The sequence below is a fragment of the Anaerotignum faecicola genome (genome assembly GCF_003865035.1).
In the GTDB taxonomy this organism is placed as follows: Bacteria; Bacillota; Clostridia; order Lachnospirales; family Anaerotignaceae; genus Anaerotignum_A; species Anaerotignum_A faecicola.
The window spans coordinates 1-15,832 of the sequence record NZ_BHVZ01000004.1 but is presented as its reverse complement, the minus strand read 5'-3'; the positions used below and the strand labels follow the sequence as shown (position 1 = coordinate 15,832).

At 44.8% G+C, this 15,832-nt stretch carries 8 protein-coding genes and 1 other annotated feature; of the genes, 2 read left to right on the top strand and 6 right to left on the bottom strand.

Features of this window, described 5'->3' with window-relative positions; translation table 11 throughout:
* Nucleotides 1–200: 200 nt before the first annotated feature.
* On the top strand, nt 201–3,104 hold the full coding sequence (locus EJE48_RS07520) for an insulinase family protein (RefSeq protein WP_160117332.1): 2,904 nt from the start codon (nt 201–203) through the stop codon (nt 3,102–3,104).
* Nucleotides 3,105–3,435: 331 nt separating this feature from the next.
* Here the strand turns inward: EJE48_RS07520 and EJE48_RS07515 are convergent, their stop codons facing one another.
* The 6 genes from EJE48_RS07515 to trhA all read right to left on the bottom strand — a co-directional run bounded on the left by EJE48_RS07515 (nt 3,436) and on the right by trhA (nt 12,602).
* On the bottom strand, nt 3,436–4,599 hold the full coding sequence (locus EJE48_RS07515; RefSeq protein WP_016408437.1) for a murein hydrolase activator EnvC family protein: 1,164 nt from the start codon (nt 4,597–4,599) through the stop codon (nt 3,436–3,438).
* Between the two features lie 78 nt (nt 4,600–4,677).
* Nucleotides 4,678–5,352, bottom strand: a complete 675-nt coding sequence (locus tag EJE48_RS07510; protein WP_118578711.1) for a 4'-phosphopantetheinyl transferase family protein — start codon at nt 5,350–5,352, stop codon at nt 4,678–4,680.
* 66 nt (nt 5,353–5,418) lie between these two features.
* On the bottom strand, nt 5,419–7,833 hold the full coding sequence (leuS, locus tag EJE48_RS07505) for a leucine--tRNA ligase (protein ID WP_118578713.1): 2,415 nt from the start codon (nt 7,831–7,833) through the stop codon (nt 5,419–5,421).
* A gap of 73 nt (nt 7,834–7,906) precedes the next feature.
* Nucleotides 7,907–8,132: a binding site (T-box leader), on the bottom strand.
* Between the two features lie 91 nt (nt 8,133–8,223).
* Nucleotides 8,224–10,044: an ABC transporter ATP-binding protein gene (locus tag EJE48_RS07500; protein WP_016408440.1), complete on the bottom strand. Its 1,821-nt coding sequence runs from the start codon at nt 10,042–10,044 to the stop codon at nt 8,224–8,226.
* Nucleotides 10,034–11,773, bottom strand: coding sequence for an ABC transporter ATP-binding protein (locus tag EJE48_RS07495; RefSeq protein ID WP_118578715.1), 1,740 nt, complete (start codon nt 11,771–11,773; stop codon nt 10,034–10,036). Before EJE48_RS07495 ends, EJE48_RS07500 begins: the two co-directional genes overlap by 11 nt.
* A gap of 166 nt (nt 11,774–11,939) precedes the next feature.
* Entirely contained in the window at nt 11,940–12,602 is a 663-nt protein-coding gene (trhA, locus tag EJE48_RS07490) for a PAQR family membrane homeostasis protein TrhA (protein ID WP_243107987.1), read from the bottom strand.
* A 179-nt stretch (nt 12,603–12,781) separates the two neighbouring features.
* On the opposite strand from trhA, the gene EJE48_RS07485 reads away from it, so the two are divergent.
* Nucleotides 12,782–13,363 (top strand): DUF1836 domain-containing protein, encoded by a 582-nt coding sequence (locus EJE48_RS07485; RefSeq protein WP_016408443.1) that lies wholly within the window; start codon nt 12,782–12,784, stop codon nt 13,361–13,363.
* Nucleotides 13,364–15,832: the final 2,469 nt, after the last annotated feature.

Here is a 15,832-nt window from a genome sequence, read left to right as displayed (position 1 = left end):
TTTGTGGTATAATACCCACGGATTTGTCCGTGGGTTAGCCGCTTACAGCGTCTATCCGCTGTTTTCACAGCAAATTCTAAAATTCGCAGGCAGAGCCTGCTCATACCATGCCTTGCGGAAGAAAATATCTGCTTCGCAGCTGTTCTCTTCCCCTGCAAACAAGGCATGGTACAATAAAAGCAAAATCAAGGAGGTGCTTTATGGCAGAATTCAAGCAAAATGAGATTTATTTTGGGTTTCGGTTACAGAAAATCGAAGAAATCAACGATATTCACAGCACTGCATATCTTTTTTCTCATGAAAAGAGCGGTGCGCGCTTATTATATCTGAAAAATGCGGATCACAATAAGGTTTTTAATGTGGTATTCAAAACGCCGCCTGAAAATGACTGTGGCACGCCGCATATTCTGGAACATTCCGTGCTTTGCGGTTCGCGAAAGTATGAGGCGAAGGACCCTTTTAATGAACTGGCGAAGGGGTCTCTGAACACCTTCCTCAATGCCATGACCTATGCGGATAAGACGATGTATCCTGTTGCAAGCTGCAATGAAAAGGATTTTCATAATTTGATGGATGTGTATCTGGATGCGGTTTTCTTTCCGAAGATTTATGAGAAAAAAGAGATTTTCCGGCAGGAGGGCTGGCGTTATCTTCTGAATGAAGAGAAAAACACACTAGATGTAACGGGTGTTGTTTATAACGAAATGAAGGGTGCGCTTTCTGATCCGGAAAGCCTGCTGAGTGGTGCAATTTCCCGCTCAATTTTCGGTAAAACCACCTATGGCTATGAATCCGGTGGGCTGCCTGCTGCCATTCCCGATCTGACCTATGAAAGCTTTTTGAATTTCCACCGGAAGTATTATCATCCTTCCAATGCGTATTTCTATCTTTACGGAGATATGGAACCGATGGCATGTTTGCAGCATATCAGTGAGGACTATCTGGATGGCTTTGAAAAAAGTGATGCCTTGCCCGTGATTACAGAAACGGAGTGTGTGCAGAAGGGAAAGCTGCTGCATGAAACCTACCCTGCGGCGGAGGAGGGCGAAGAGGGCGGTTCCTTCCTTGCCTACAGCATAAAGGCGGGCAAATGCACAGACCCTGAGCGTGTGATGGCATTGCAGATTCTTTCCTATATTCTGCTGGAAACGAATGCGTCTCCCTTAAAAACAGCTCTGTTGGATGCAGGCATTTGTCAGGAAACAGAGGGATGGTTTGATTCCTCAACCTATGAAATGGTATTCAGTATCATTGCAAAAAATGCGGATGTGAAACAGGCGGATGCCTTTATCAGAATCATTGATGCAGAATGGAAGCGTTTGGCTGCAGAAGGTCTGCCTGTGGATTTAGTCAAGGGTGCTTTACGAAAATTCGATTTCCTGCTGCGTGAGGAGGATTACGGCTCTACGCCGAAGGGGCTGATTTATGCAACCAGATTGATGAAGCGTTGGCTGCATGGCGAAGACCCCTGTGATAGCCTACGGCTGTTATCTGTGATTGAGCGGCTGAAAAAGGACGAGGGATACTTTGAACGGTTGCTGACAGAGGTTTTTCTGCATAATGAAGAAAAAACGTATCTTGTTTTTACTCCAGAAAAGGGAAAGGCGCAGAAGGATGCGCAGGCCTTTGCAGAAAAGATGGCTGAACGAAGATCTGCTATGACCGACGCTGACCTTGCGGAAATCAAAGAGGATGCTGAAAAACTGGAGCAATTCCAGACGAAGGCAGATACACCTGAAATTCTGGCGCAGATTCCATTACTGGAAATTTCTGAGATTGACAAAAAGCCGCAGCCTGCGCCGTATAATGCGGATACAGCCGCAAAATTTCTGCATGTGCCGCTGGAAAGCAACGGGATTCTGTATCTTAAGCTGATGTTTGATATCTCTGCCGTGCCACAGGAATTGTTACCGTATACAGGGCTTCTGACAGAACTTCTTGGCAAGCTGGATACGGAAAAATATTCCTTCCAGACACTGGCAACCGTGAAAAACCAGATTTTCGGTGATTTTTCTTTGCATAACAATACCTATAATAGCCACGCGGCGGATTATCGCGCTTTTGTGACCGTAAAGGAAAAGCTGCTCAAAGAGGATTTGGATGCTGCGATTGCCATGACAGAGGAAATTCTTTTCCATACAAAATATGATGTAGTAGAAAGTATGAAAAAAATCGTGAAATCCGCGAAAATCAAAGGGGAAAATGAACTGCTGAATCAGTCCCATTATTTTGCAATTTTCTACGGCGGCAGCAATCTCTTTCCGGCACTGCGGATTGAGGATATCACAAGCGGCATCCGCTATTATCGATTCCTCTGCGAGATAGATGCACAGTTGGAGCAGGATGCAGCACCTGTCATTGCGAAGCTGAAAAAAACGGCAGATCTTCTCTTTACACAGCGGAATCTGGAGGTTGCTCTGGGCTGTGAGGAGAGTGAAAGGGCGGTTGTAAAGACAAAAATCGACACCTTCCGTCAGAAATTACCTGCGAAAGAACAAAAGTATTTTGTATACAATTTTGATTTGAAGCCCGAAAGGGCAGCCTTCGCCAATGCAGGCGGCGTGTTATACAACACAACCTCCTTTGATTATCAGAAGAACGGATTGGCATATCATGGGAAGTATCAGGTGTTGAAAACCATCATCAATCTGGAATATCTCTGGAATCAGGTGCGCGTACAAGGCGGCGCGTATGGCTGCGGCTGTCAGTTCATGCGGAGCGGTTTCAGCTATTTTTATTCCTACAGAGACCCCAGACTGACGGAAACCTATGATATTTTCAAGGGACTTGCGCAGCAAATCAAACTTTTTAATGCAGATAAACGGGAAATGACAAAATATATCCTTGGGACAATTAACACGCTGGATCAGCCGAAAACGAACATGGAGCAGTTGAATCATGCCATCGGCAGATTTTATAAACAGTTGACGGATGCGGATTTTCTGCAGGAACGCACTGAAATCCTGCAGACAACCGCTGCGGATATTCGTGACTGTGCAGATTTGCTGCGGTGTGTCGATTGCGAAAACGTATGCAGCATCGGTAAGGAACAGAAAATCAAGGAAAACGAAAATCAGTTTACAAGAATAGAATCTTTAATTTAAAACTAAAAACTGATTTGAAACAAAAGAAATGAAATAAAAGAAATGAAATGAAATAGGAAGAAAGTGTCTGTGAAATATTTTTTGCAGACACTTTTTGCTATAGCAAAAATATGATAATCTGTAAGAAGTGGCTTGATATTCATGGAAAAGGGGAAATCTGTATTTATTCGCAAAACGATACTTTTACGAAAATATTGATATTCTTTGAGACTTGATAGCTGCTATAGCAATATTTTATTTACATAATAAAATTATGGTTAATCTTATTTCTTTGCAATAAAAAACAGGATGATACCATTTTTTTGATATCACCCTGTTTGTTCCTTATTTCTTATAAGTAGTTTCTGGGATTTACATACGCGCCGTTTTTCAATACGGAGAAATGACAATGGTTCCCAGTAGACCAACCGGTGCTGCCGCATTTTGCTACGGTCTGACCGCGGCTGACAACCTGTCCTACTCTTGCAACCAGAGAGGAATTGTGTCCGTACAATGTACTCAATCCACCACCATGGTCGATGATAATGGTATTCCCATACCCATTCATCCAGCCGGAATATGTAACCTTACCCGCCTCTGCCGCAACAATCGCTGTACCATAAGGTGCAGGAATATCCAGACCGCTGTGGGATTCTGTTCTACCGGTAATCGGGCTGGTACGAGTGACAAAGCCGCTGCTGACAGTGGTACGCCCGGGAACAGGCCAACCCAGAGAGCCGTTTCCGGTATAATATACCTTAGAGCTGCCGCCGCTGCTCTTGCTCTGTTGCTGCTGCTTCGCAATCTGGTTCAAAACGGCTTTATCCGCCTTTTCATTTGCTGCAACCATCTGTTCATATTTCGAGAGATCGTTCTGATAGGATGCAACCAAGGCTTTCTTTTCGTTTACAATTTCCTGCTGCTCGGCAAGCTTTTCTTTTTGCAGCTTAACAACCTCTTCCTGCTCAGCCTTATTCTTTTCAATCTCTTTTTTCTTTTTCTCAATCGTTCTTTGGGTTTCTTCCAGTTCCTCCAGAATTTCCTTATCGTAGCCCATGATATCGTTTACATATTGCATACGAAGGAACAAATCAGAAAAGCTCTGTGCATCAAAAAGGATTTCCAGATAGCCGCTGGAGCCCTTCTGTTGCAGGAAACGCATACGGCTGCCCAGTAATGCAAACTGCGCATCTCGTTTTTCCGTTGCCTCCTGCAAAGCTTTTTCGGCTTCTTCCAACTGCTTTGTCAGAATATTCAAATCTTCTGTTGCTTCATCCAGTTCTGCCTGAATGCTGGTCAAAACCTTATCCATTGCTTCCATTTCCTGTTCGGCGGAAAGCTTTTTATTTTTGATATTTGCAATTTCCTGTTTTGCTTTTTTTGTACTGGATGCCAGATTTTGGCGTTTTTGCTGTAATTGTGAAATCGAAGCTGCATCTGCCTGATACGTTGGAACGGCGCACGCCGAAACTGCCGCAACCAAGACAGCACAGACGAATTTTTTAAATTTTTTCATATTATAACCTCATATTTTCAATCTTTATCTTCTTATTATAAGGATTTATCTGAAATATTTCAACGAAAATTCATATTTTTAAAAAATTTTTAACATTTCTGCAGTTATTTCCTCTGCATTCCGCGCAAAATCTGTGCCCTCTTTACAGATGCAAACAGCGTATTTCTCGTTGATTTTCGGATATTCCTTGAAATATAAGGTCTTATCCTCCCATTCCAAAATGTCTGTCAGGGTTCCGTTTTTGATAAAAGAAATTTCCTGCAAGGGCAAGCGAAGTCCCCTGCCATCCCATTTAATAAGGCTTTCCTTTCTTGCCCAAAGTCGATAAAACAGCTGTGTTTGTTCCGGCTGCGTAAATTTTGTCAGAAAAGATGTTTCGTCCTTCGACAAGATTTTTTCGGTTTTTTCGGGAAGCTTCTCTTTTATCTGCTGTAAATCCGCACCGATATTCCTGTTACTGTAAGCACAAAGCGCATACGTTCCCGAATGAGACAGGTTGAACTGAAAATCAATTCCCTTCAAATATGGCTTTCCCAAGGGTGTTTTTTTGATTTTCTCTAGCTGCTCTGTATAATTGCATTTCTGCAAAGCAAAAAACAACAGCACACCTGCACCCAAAGAGAGTCTTGCCGTCTTCGGATTTTTCAGCTTTTCAATATACATCCTACGTTCTGCGGAAAGCAGTGTTTTCCCTTTTTCATATAACAGAACATCCTCAAAAACAGATACATCCATATACAAAATACCGTTCATGCTCTGCCCCTTTCCATAGGCACAAAAAGCAGAGTCTTTCGACCCTGCTTTTCTTTCGTGCTTCAATTATTTTACAATCAAGTTGATGATTTTGCCGGGAACGTAAATTTCCTTCACAACTGTTTTACCTTCCAATCTGGATGCCAGTGCTTCTTTTGCCTGCGCAATCGCTTCTTCCTTGGAGACATTTATTGCAACCTGCATTTTACCTCTCAGCTTGCCGCCAATCTGCAATGCGATTTCTACACTGTCCTGAACCAGCTTGCTTTCGTCAGCTTCGGGCCAGCCTGCTTCGAATACTGTATTTTCATGACCCAGTTCGTGCCACATTTCTTCTGCAATATGGGGTGCGAAGGGAGCGAGCATAACAGTCAATGTTTCCAGAGTGGACTTGGACAGACCGCCCTCCTTTTTCGTTACATCCATCAGTTTATTTGTGGATTCCATGAAGGTGGAAACGATAGTATTCATTGCCAGAGATTCCACACGCTTTGTAACATCTGCAATCATCTTGTTTACGATATATTCTTCATCCTTGGAAGGAGCCTTATCAGAAGCTTTATTTGCATAAACCATCTTCCATACTCTGTTCAGGAAACGGAATACACCGTCGATACCGCTGTCATCCCAGTCGCAGTCCAGTTCGGGAGGACCTACGAACAGTTCATACATTCTCAGAGAGTCGCAGCCGTATTTTTCAACCAGTTCATCGGGGGAAACAACGTTACCCAGAGATTTGGACATCTTGCTGCCGTTCTTTGTAATCATACCCTGATTGAACAGCTTTGTGAAGGGCTCATCGAAGGGTACTGCACCAATATCATACAGGAATTTTGTATAGAAACGTGCGTACAGCAGATGCAGAACCGCATGTTCGATACCGCCGACATACAGATCTACGGGTGCCCATTTCTTCAGTGCATCCATGCTTGCCAGCTCCTTATCGTTATGAACGTCTGTATAACGCAGGAAATACCAGCTGGAGCCTGCCCACTGAGGCATTGTGTTTGTTTCACGCTTTGCAGGTCTGCCACAGACAGGGCATGTTGTGTTTACCCATTCATCGATATGCGCCAGAGGAGATTCGCCTGTTTCTGTGGGCTGATAGGATTCTACATCGGGCAGCAGTACGGGCAGCTGATCCTCAGGAACAGGAACGGTGCCGCAGTGTTCGCAGTGGATAAGAGGAATGGGTTCGCCCCAGTATCTCTGTCTGGAGAATACCCAGTCACGCAGTTTGTAGTTGGTTGTCTTTCTGCCCCAACCTTTTTCCTCCATCAGGTGAGGAATCTTCTTCTTTGCATCGAATGCCTTCATGCCGTTCCAGTCGCCGGAGTTTACAATGATACCGTCACCTGTGTAAGCTTCCGTCAGAGGCTTTCCTTCATCCTCGCCTTCGGGCAGGATAACAGGGATGATGGGCAGTTTGAATTTTGTCGCAAAATCAAAGTCACGTTCATCATGCGCAGGTACACACATTACTGCACCGGTACCATAATCAGCCAGTACATAGTCAGCAACCCAGATAGGGATTTCCTTGCCGTTTACGGGGTTCACGCAGTAGGAGCCTGTAAATACGCCTGTTTTTTCTTTATTTGTCATACGGTCAACGGCAGATTTTGTAGATGCTTCGTAGCAGTATTTTTCTACGGCATCCTTCTGCTCTGCGGTTGTCAATGCAGCCAGACCTTCATATTCGGGAGCCAGCACCATAAAGGTACAGCCGTGCAGTGTATCCGGTCTTGTGGTGTAAACAGTGATTTTATCATCAGAGCCTGTCAGCTTGAAATCAACCTCAGCACCATAGGATTTGCCAATCCAGTCGGTCTGCATTTTCTTTACCTTATCAGACCAATCCAGCTTATTCAAATCCTCCAACAGTCTGTCTGCGTATGCTGTGATTTTCAGCATCCACTGACGCAGGTTTTTCTTTGTTACAACAGTACCGCAGCGTTCATGCACACCACCGGCAGCCTCTTCGTTTGCCAATACGCATTTACATTTGGGACACCAGTTCAAAGGCATTTCCTTTTCATAAGCCAGACCCTTTTTGAACATCTGCACAAAAATCCACTGTGTCCATTTATAATATTTGGGGTCTGTGGTATCTACTTCTTTATCCCAGTCATAGATTGCAGAAATTTCATGCAGCTGTCTTTTTGCGTTTTTAATATTCGCATCTGTGGAAACTCTGGGGTGTGTATTCGTTTTGATTGCATAGTTTTCTGCGGGCAGACCGAAAGCGTCCCAGCCCATGGGATGCAATACCTGATAGCCCTGCAGCACCTTATAACGGCTGACAACGTCGGAAAGCACATACCCTCTCCAGTGACCTACATGCAGACCAGAGCCGGAAGGATAAGGGAACATATCCAGACAATAAAATTTGGGCTTTACAGCATCCTCCTTGTTGATGGGATTTTTTTCCCATTCTGCACGCCATTTTTTTTCAATCGTTCTGAAGTCATAGCGACTCTCCATAGTAAATTCCTCCTTAAAAAACAGTGTTTTTTGATTTTTCTTGTTTGTGAAACCTAAAAATCCCTTCGTCTCAGTTAGAGACGAAGGGATACTCCGTGTTACCACTCTAGTTTGCCTGCCGAAAAAGCAAGCACGCTCAAAACCGATAACGGTGGCTGCCGCTGCATCCTACTCATGTCATACATTTTCAGAACAGAACTCCGAGGCCAGTTTTGCTTCTCTTTTCTGCCCCCTCGCACCAACCGACGGCTCTCTGTAAGAAAATAAAAAAGCTTATTTTTCCTCATCAGTGTCTTTATACAAATACATTTATATCATATTCACCAAAATAAATCAAGCATTTTTGGGGAACTTTTAAAAGAATACAATCTACATTATGCAGGGTTTTTGTTATACTGCTTCATTTTGGTCAAACTGATTTGTATACAGGTTATAATAAAAGCCCTTTTTCGCCATCAGCTGCTCATGATTGCCTCTTTCGATAATCTCCCCATGCTCTACAACGGCGATTAAATCCGCATCCTTGATAGTGCTCAGGCGGTGTGCAATCACAAAATTTGTTCTGCCCTTCATCAGGTTGTGCATTGCCTCCTGAATTTTCACCTCTGTACGGGTGTCCACACTGCTGGTTGCTTCATCCAGAATCAGTACGGATGGATTTGCCAGAATAGCGCGTGCAATGGAAATCATTTGCCGCTGTCCCTGACTGAGGTTGCCGCCGCCGTCCGTCAGCATGGTATCATAGCCATCAGGCAGTCTGCGGATAAATTCATGTGCATTGGCAAGCTTTGCTGCCGCCTTGATTTCCTCGTCTGTTGCGTTCAGTCTGCCGTAACGGATATTCTCCTTGATGGAGTCGGTAAAAAGATAGGTATCCTGCAAAACGATACTCAAGGCAGAACGCAGGCTGTCCCGCTTGGTCTGATAAATATCATGCCCGTCAATGGTGATGGAGCCGCTGTCGATATCGTAAAAACGCGTCAGCAGGTTGATAATTGTAGTTTTTCCTGCGCCGGTCGGGCCGACAAAGGCAATGGTCTGCCCCGGCCTTGCGTAGAGGTTGATGTGCTTCAAAATGGGATGTCCTTTCTCATAGGAGAAGCTGACATCCTTTAGTTCAACATCCCCTTCAATTTCGCCCATTTCGTAAGCATCGGGAGCATCAGGCTTTTCTTCCTCCTCATCCAGAACCTCAAACACACGCTCCGCCCCTGCCATAGCAGAGAGAATCGTATTCACCTGATTGGCAAGCTCCGTCAGCGGTCTTGCAAACTGCTTGGAATAAATGATAAAGTTGGAGATAATCCCCAATGTCATGCCGTTGCCGATAACCATCAGAATCCCGCCGACCGCAACCACAATGGCGTAGGTCATGTTATTGATTGCCGTCATAATAGGCCCGATGGAGCCGGAGAAAACCTCCGCGCGTACGCTTTTTGCAAGCAGTGCATCGTTCAGCTTTTCAAATTTATGAATTTCTTCTTCCTCTCGGCTGAATACCTTTACAACCTTCTGTCCGGAAATGATTTCTTCAATATGCCCGTTCAGCTTACCAAGCTCCTCTTGCTTTGCCTTGAAGTATTTTCTGGAATGGCTTGTTACCCATTTTGTCACAAGAAGCATTAACGGAATGGTTACAATGGTCGCAATTGTCAGCGGAATACTCAGATAGAGCATCATGGCAAAGGTGCCGATAACGGTCAGGATACTTTGCAGAATTTGCGAAATGCTGCTGTTCAGGCACATGGAAATATTATCAACATCATTTGTTACACGGCTCATTAGTTCACCATGTGTGGTTTTGTCAAAATATTTCAGAGGCAGTCTTTGGAATTTTTCAAAAATTTCCCTGCGGAGCGTCGCAACCGTTTCCTGCCCTACCTTCAACATCAGATAGCTGTAAAGCCATGTTGCAAAAGAGGCTGTCAGATAAATCAGCAGCAGCTCCAGACAAATCCTCCAAAGTCCTGTAAAATCGAATACGGAAATATATTTATCAATCGCAACACCAATCAGGCTGGTTGCGTAAACCGTACCAAGGGTTGTAAGTGCAATACAGATAACGGAAATCAGAATCAAAGGCCAGAATCTTACGAGGTAGCCGCAGAGACGAAGGATGGTCTTTCCTGTGTTTTTCGGTTTCCCGTGCGCAAACATTCCTCTCGGTCCGCCGGGACCGCCGGGGCGTTTTCTTGTATTTTCATTCGCCATCTGCCATCACTCCCTTCTTCATCTGAGAGGCAAGGATTTCCTGATATTCCGTGCTAGTTTCCATAAGATATTTATGGTTACCTTCTGCAACGATTTTGCCGCCGCCAAGAACCAGAATCTTATCTGCATCCCGAACAGAGCTGATGCGCTGCGCGATGATGAACTTCGTACAGCCGCTGTGAGAGGTTTTCATCGCCTGCCGAATCCGTTTTTCCGTCAGGGAATCGACTGCACTGGTGCTGTCATCAAAAATAATAATATTCGGGTTCTGAATCAATGCTCTTGCGATGGAAATACGCTGCTTCTGTCCACCCGAAACATTGACACCCCTCTGCCCCAGCTCCGTATCATATTGATCGGGCAGTTCCATAATAAAATCATGCGCCTGCGCCGCTTTTGCCGCCGCAATGATTTCCTCATCGGTTGCATCAGGCTTGCCCCACTTAATATTTTCACGAATTGTACCGGAGAATAGAATGGTCTCCTGCAGAACAACGGCAACACGCTTACGCAAATCGTGAATCGCATAATCGCGCACATCAATCCCATCCACCAGAATCTGTCCGTCCGTTACGTCATACAATCGGGGCAGAAGGTTCACAAGAGTTGATTTGCCGGAGCCTGTTTCGCCCAGAATCCCGACAGTCTGCCCCGGCTCTGCCGTAAAGCTGATATCATCCAGAACAGGGTCACCGCTGCCAAGCTTATAGCGATAGGAAACATGGCGGTATTCCACACGCCCCTCTGCTCTTGCCGGTTGCTTGGGTTCCTTGGGGTCTGCAATATCTACAACCGTATCCAGAATTTCTTCCAGACGGTCTGTAGAAATTTTTGCTCTGGAAATAAACATAAAGTTCATCGCCAGAAGCATTGCTGCCATCATCATCTGCATCAAATAGGTAATGCAAGCCATGATTTCCTCCACACGCATACTTCCTGCCTGCGTCTGTAAGCCACCAAACCAAAGAATCCCGATGATTGTGCCGTTTACCAAAATCATCATTACAGGAGACATCAAAAGCATCATGCGAAACGCACTGACGGTGGTTTCTTTATAATCCTGATTGGCCTCATTAAATTTTTCGACTTCATAATCATGGCGCACAAAGGCTTTTACCACGCGAATCCCTGCAAGACATTCCCGCATTACTGTATTTACCTTATCGAGCTTTTCCTGCACTAGCTTGAATTTTGGAATTGCCACACGCAGAATCAGATAAACTGCAATAGCAAGCAAAACCACCACAATCAAAAACATGCCCGCAATTTTTGCGTTTATGGAAAATGCCATGATGATACTGCCGATACAGAGCAAGGGAGAACGCACCAACATCCGCAGACAGATCATAATCACCAGCTGAATCTGTGTGATGTCATTTGTCAGACGGGTAATCAAAGACGGTGTGGAAAAGGTATCAATATTATGGAAAGAAAACTCCTGTATCTTTTCAAACGCCGCACGTCTAAGGTCTGTCCCCGTTCTCTGACTAACCAGTGTTGCGCAGATTAAGCACCCAATGCCGCCGATGATACCGATAATCGCAATCACGAGCATTTCAATCCCCGTTTTTGTAATGATGGCAGTGTTTCCTGTGCCGACCCCTTGGTTGATCATAAAGGTCATCAGCTTTGGCATGGCAAGCTCTGCTCCAACCTCCAAAAGCATTAAAATGGGTGCCAAAATCGCCAGCCTTTTATAGGGCTTCATATATTCCCATAGTCTTTTCATTTTTTCACCTCTTCTTTTTTCTACATAAAAACTGCCGCAGTAAGCCATTCGCTTAAGGGCAGTTTTTTTCGTTCTTGCTAAAAAAGTCAGGCATCTGAAAAGATGCCCGATACTTTATTTTAACATTTTTTATGAAATTGTCAACGAAAAGAAGATTAAAATACCATTACAGAACATATAAAAACATAAATGCGATATGGAAAGCAGAGCCAAGCATTACGAATACATGGAAAATCTCATGGAAGCCGAAGCTTTTCAGAATCGCGAGATTGGGCTTTTTCAGCGCATAAATCACCGCACCGATGGTATACACAATGCCGCCTGCCAGAAGCATCCCCAGTCCGCCCCAGCCGATGGCTCTTTTCAACGGAATAAACGCCGCAACCGCAAGCCAGCCCATGCCGACATAAATCAGCGTAGAGAGCCAACGCGGTGCATTCATCCAGAAGATTTTCATAAAAATGCCGAAAATTGCAATCCCCCATACTGCCGCAAGCAAAGCCTTTCCCCATATACCGGGGAGGATTACCATGCAGACAGGTGTATAGGTTCCTGCGATTAAAACGAAAATCATCATGTGGTCAATTCGTCTTAAAAACGCAATTTTTTCGGGAGCAAGGCACAGGGTATGATAAATTGTGCTTGCACCATATAGCAAAAGCAGAGAAATGCCGAAGATTGCGAAGGAAACCACCTGCGCCGTTGTTTCCGATCGTTCCAGCAAGCAGATAACAGGCGGAATCACCGCCAGAAAGCCGATAAAATGCGTCAGTGCGCTAAGCGAATCTCTTGCACGAAATTTCATTTTTTTCCCGATTACTGTTTCCATAATTTCATCTCCCTTATATCAAGTAGTTTTTAATACTACATCTTGCGATATAGGTATAGTATCACATTATGTTTGCCATTTCAAGGGATTCCTGAAATTTTTTAAGAAAAACTTGCGACATAGTATGAAATACTATATAATGAAGAATATGAATATTTTTGAAATTGAGGTGAGAACCCATGAACACATTTAATGAAGTGATTGAACGCTATGCCGCACAGATTCGTACCGCGGATGTCATCGAGATTGCGGATATTCCTACCATAGATTTGTATATGGATCAGGTGACAACATTTATGGATAAGGGCTTAGCGCGGTATAAACGAAATGAAACGGATAAAATCCTTACAAAAACCATGATTAACAACTACACCAAGGCGAAGATTTTCCCCCCTCCGGTGAAGAAAAAATATAGCCGTACCCATTTGATGCTTTTAATCATGATTTATCATCTGAAAGCCATCCTTTCCATTAAGGATATTGGTGTACTGTTTCATGTTGCATTGGCAGAGCCGGATGCAGAAAAGCAGGCACAGCAGATTGAAACGATTTACGCAGGCTTTGTTGCATTGCAGAAAAGCACCTATGCTTATCTTGCCAATATGGCGGAAAATAAGGCAGATGACTCCTTCTATGGGAAGGATATTATGCTTGGCTGCGAGGACAGAGAGCTACGGCGGATTCTTCTGGTTCTGGGACTTGTCATTCGCGCGAATACGGAAAAGCAGCTGGCAGAGCATGCGCTGGATGCCTATTTTTAAGTAATTTTCAAAAAAAGAAAGCAGTTTACGAAATGCTTCGCAGACTGCTTTTTCTTTTGCCTCTTTTTTATTTTTTTTATTTATCAGAACAGACAAAGCTGATTCGTTTCGGGAATCCCGTCCAAAACACCGTTTTCCTTGAGCAGATCAATCAGCGAGCGTCCCAGAGAGGTGCGCTCCTTCAATTCCTCAAGTGTATTGAATTCACCGTCCTTTCTCCCTTCCACAATGCTCTGCGCCGCATTCACGCCTAAGCCCTGCAAAGAGCTGAACGGCGGCAGAAGCCCCTCCTCTGTCGGAAGGAAGTTCTTCGCATCAGAACGGTAAAGGTCAATCGGGCAGAATTTGAACCCTCTTGCATAAAATTCAACTACAATTTCCAGAACAGTCTGTTTATTTTTATCCTTTGCGGTTGCCTCCTGCCCCTTCGCCTGAATTTCGCGAATGGCATCCCTTGCCACATCAATGCCCTGACACATGCAGGAATAATCGAAATCATCACAGGCACGAACTGAGAAATAGGACGCATAATACGCTTCGGGGTAATTGATTTTGAAATACGCAATGCGGAATGCCATCATAACATACGCTGCTGCGTGCGCCTTCGGGAACATATATTTAATCTTCTGACAGGATTCAATATACCAATCCGGCACATCGGATGCCTTCATATCGGCAATATCCTCTTCCGTTAACCCCTTCCCTTTTCTGACCTTTTCCATGATTTTAAAGGATTTTTTCTTTTCTACCCCCTTATTGATGAGGTAAATCATAATGCTGTCTCGTGTGGAAATGGTTTCCTTTAGCGTAATCGTGCCGTTTTCAATCAGGGTCTGCGCATTCCCCAACCATACGTCCGTCCCATGAGACAGACCGGAGATACGCAGTAAATCTGCAAAGGTTTTCGGCTTCGTATCAATCAGCATGCCGCGGACGAATTTTGTCCCAAATTCGGGAATCCCCAGTGTGCCTGTCTTGCAGTTGATTTCTTCTTCTGTTACACCCAAAGCCTTGGGAGATTCAAACAGAGACATCGTCTCCGGGTCGCCCAGAGGCACATCCTGCGGATTGACCCCCGTCAGGTCATAAAGCATACGGATAACCGTCGGGTCGTCGTGCCCCAGCAGGTCAAGCTTCAGCAAACGCCCCGAAATGGAATGATAATCAAAATGCGTTGTCGTAACAGTCGAATTCACATCATTCGCAGGACGTTGAATCGGGCAGAACTCATGAATATCATGGTCGCTCGGTACAACCATCAGACCGCCGGGATGCTGTCCCGTGGTACGCTTGACCCCTGTGCATCCCTCTGTCAGGCGTTGAATTTCAGCATTATGCGGCGTGATTTCTCTGGCATCAAAGTATTTTTTGACGAAGCCATACGCTGTTTTATCTGCCAATGTACCAATTGTCCCTGCCTTGAAAACCTTGCCCTTCCCGAACAGCACCTCAGTATAGGCGTGCGCCTGCTGCTGATAATCACCAGAAAAGTTCAAATCAATATCAGGTTCTTTATCCCCTTCGAACCCAAGAAAGGTCTGGAAGGGAATATCATGCCCGTCCTTTCTAAGCTTATGTCCGCAGACAGGGCAGTCCTTATCCGGCATATCACAGCCGCTTGCCTCCTCCATCGCAAACGCTTTTACTGTTTCCGATTCAAAATCGGAGTATTTGCAGTGGTCGCAGATATAGTGCGGCGGCAGAGAGTTTACTTCCGTAATCCCTGCCATATTTGCGGCAAAGGACGAGCCAACCGATCCTCGCGAACCAACCAGATACCCATCTGCAACGGATTTCCAAACCAGCTTCTGTGCGATGATATACAGTACTGCATAGCCATTGCTGATGATGGAATTCAGCTCTGTTTCCAATCTGTCCTGCACAATAGGAGGCAATGGGTCGCCATAGATGGAAATTGCCTTATCCATACAAATCTGGCGCAGCTCCTCATCTGCTCCTTCGATTTTCGGGGGAAAGGTATCATCGGGAATAGGCTTGATTTTCTCAATCATATCCGCAATCTTATTTGTATTGGTGATAACGATTTCTCTCGCCTTTTCCTCGCCCAGATATGTAAATTCCTTCAGCATCTCCTTTGTGGTGCGGAAATAAAGCGGTGCCTGCTTGTCCGCATCGGCAAAGCCTTCTGCCGCCATGATGATTTTACGGAAGGCGGCATCTTGCGGATCAATGAAATGCACATCACAGGTTGCCACAACAGGCTTATTGTGCTCCTCACCCAATGCAACAATCTGCTTATTGATGGCGATGATATCCTCCATGGAATGTACGCTTTCCACCTTCGGAGACTCAATCATAAAGCGGTTGTTGCCAAGCGGCTGAATTTCCAGATAATCATAGAAATTTACCAGCTCCTCAATCACCTGCTTTGGCTTTTTATCCAGAAGCGCGCGATAAAGCTCCCCTGCCCTCCTCCGTTGTTGTTGTTGAGAGAGATACAGTACACGA

What these genes read in the sequence shown, in the direction of transcription:
- EJE48_RS07520 (WP_160117332.1), top strand. Translation starts at nt 201, where the DNA reads ATGGCAGAATTCAAGCAAAATGAGATTTATTTTGGGTTTCGGTTACAG.
- EJE48_RS07515 (WP_016408437.1), bottom strand. Translation starts at nt 4,599, where the DNA reads ATGAAAAAATTTAAAAAATTCGTCTGTGCTGTCTTGGTTGCGGCAGTT.
- EJE48_RS07510 (WP_118578711.1), bottom strand. Translation starts at nt 5,352, where the DNA reads ATGAACGGTATTTTGTATATGGATGTATCTGTTTTTGAGGATGTTCTG.
- leuS (WP_118578713.1), bottom strand. Translation starts at nt 7,833, where the DNA reads ATGGAGAGTCGCTATGACTTCAGAACGATTGAAAAAAAATGGCGTGCA.
- EJE48_RS07500 (WP_016408440.1), bottom strand. Translation starts at nt 10,044, where the DNA reads ATGGCGAATGAAAATACAAGAAAACGCCCCGGCGGTCCCGGCGGACCG.
- EJE48_RS07495 (WP_118578715.1), bottom strand. Translation starts at nt 11,773, where the DNA reads ATGAAAAGACTATGGGAATATATGAAGCCCTATAAAAGGCTGGCGATT.
- trhA (WP_243107987.1), bottom strand. Translation starts at nt 12,602, where the DNA reads ATGGAAACAGTAATCGGGAAAAAAATGAAATTTCGTGCAAGAGATTCG.
- EJE48_RS07485 (WP_016408443.1), top strand. Translation starts at nt 12,782, where the DNA reads ATGAACACATTTAATGAAGTGATTGAACGCTATGCCGCACAGATTCGT.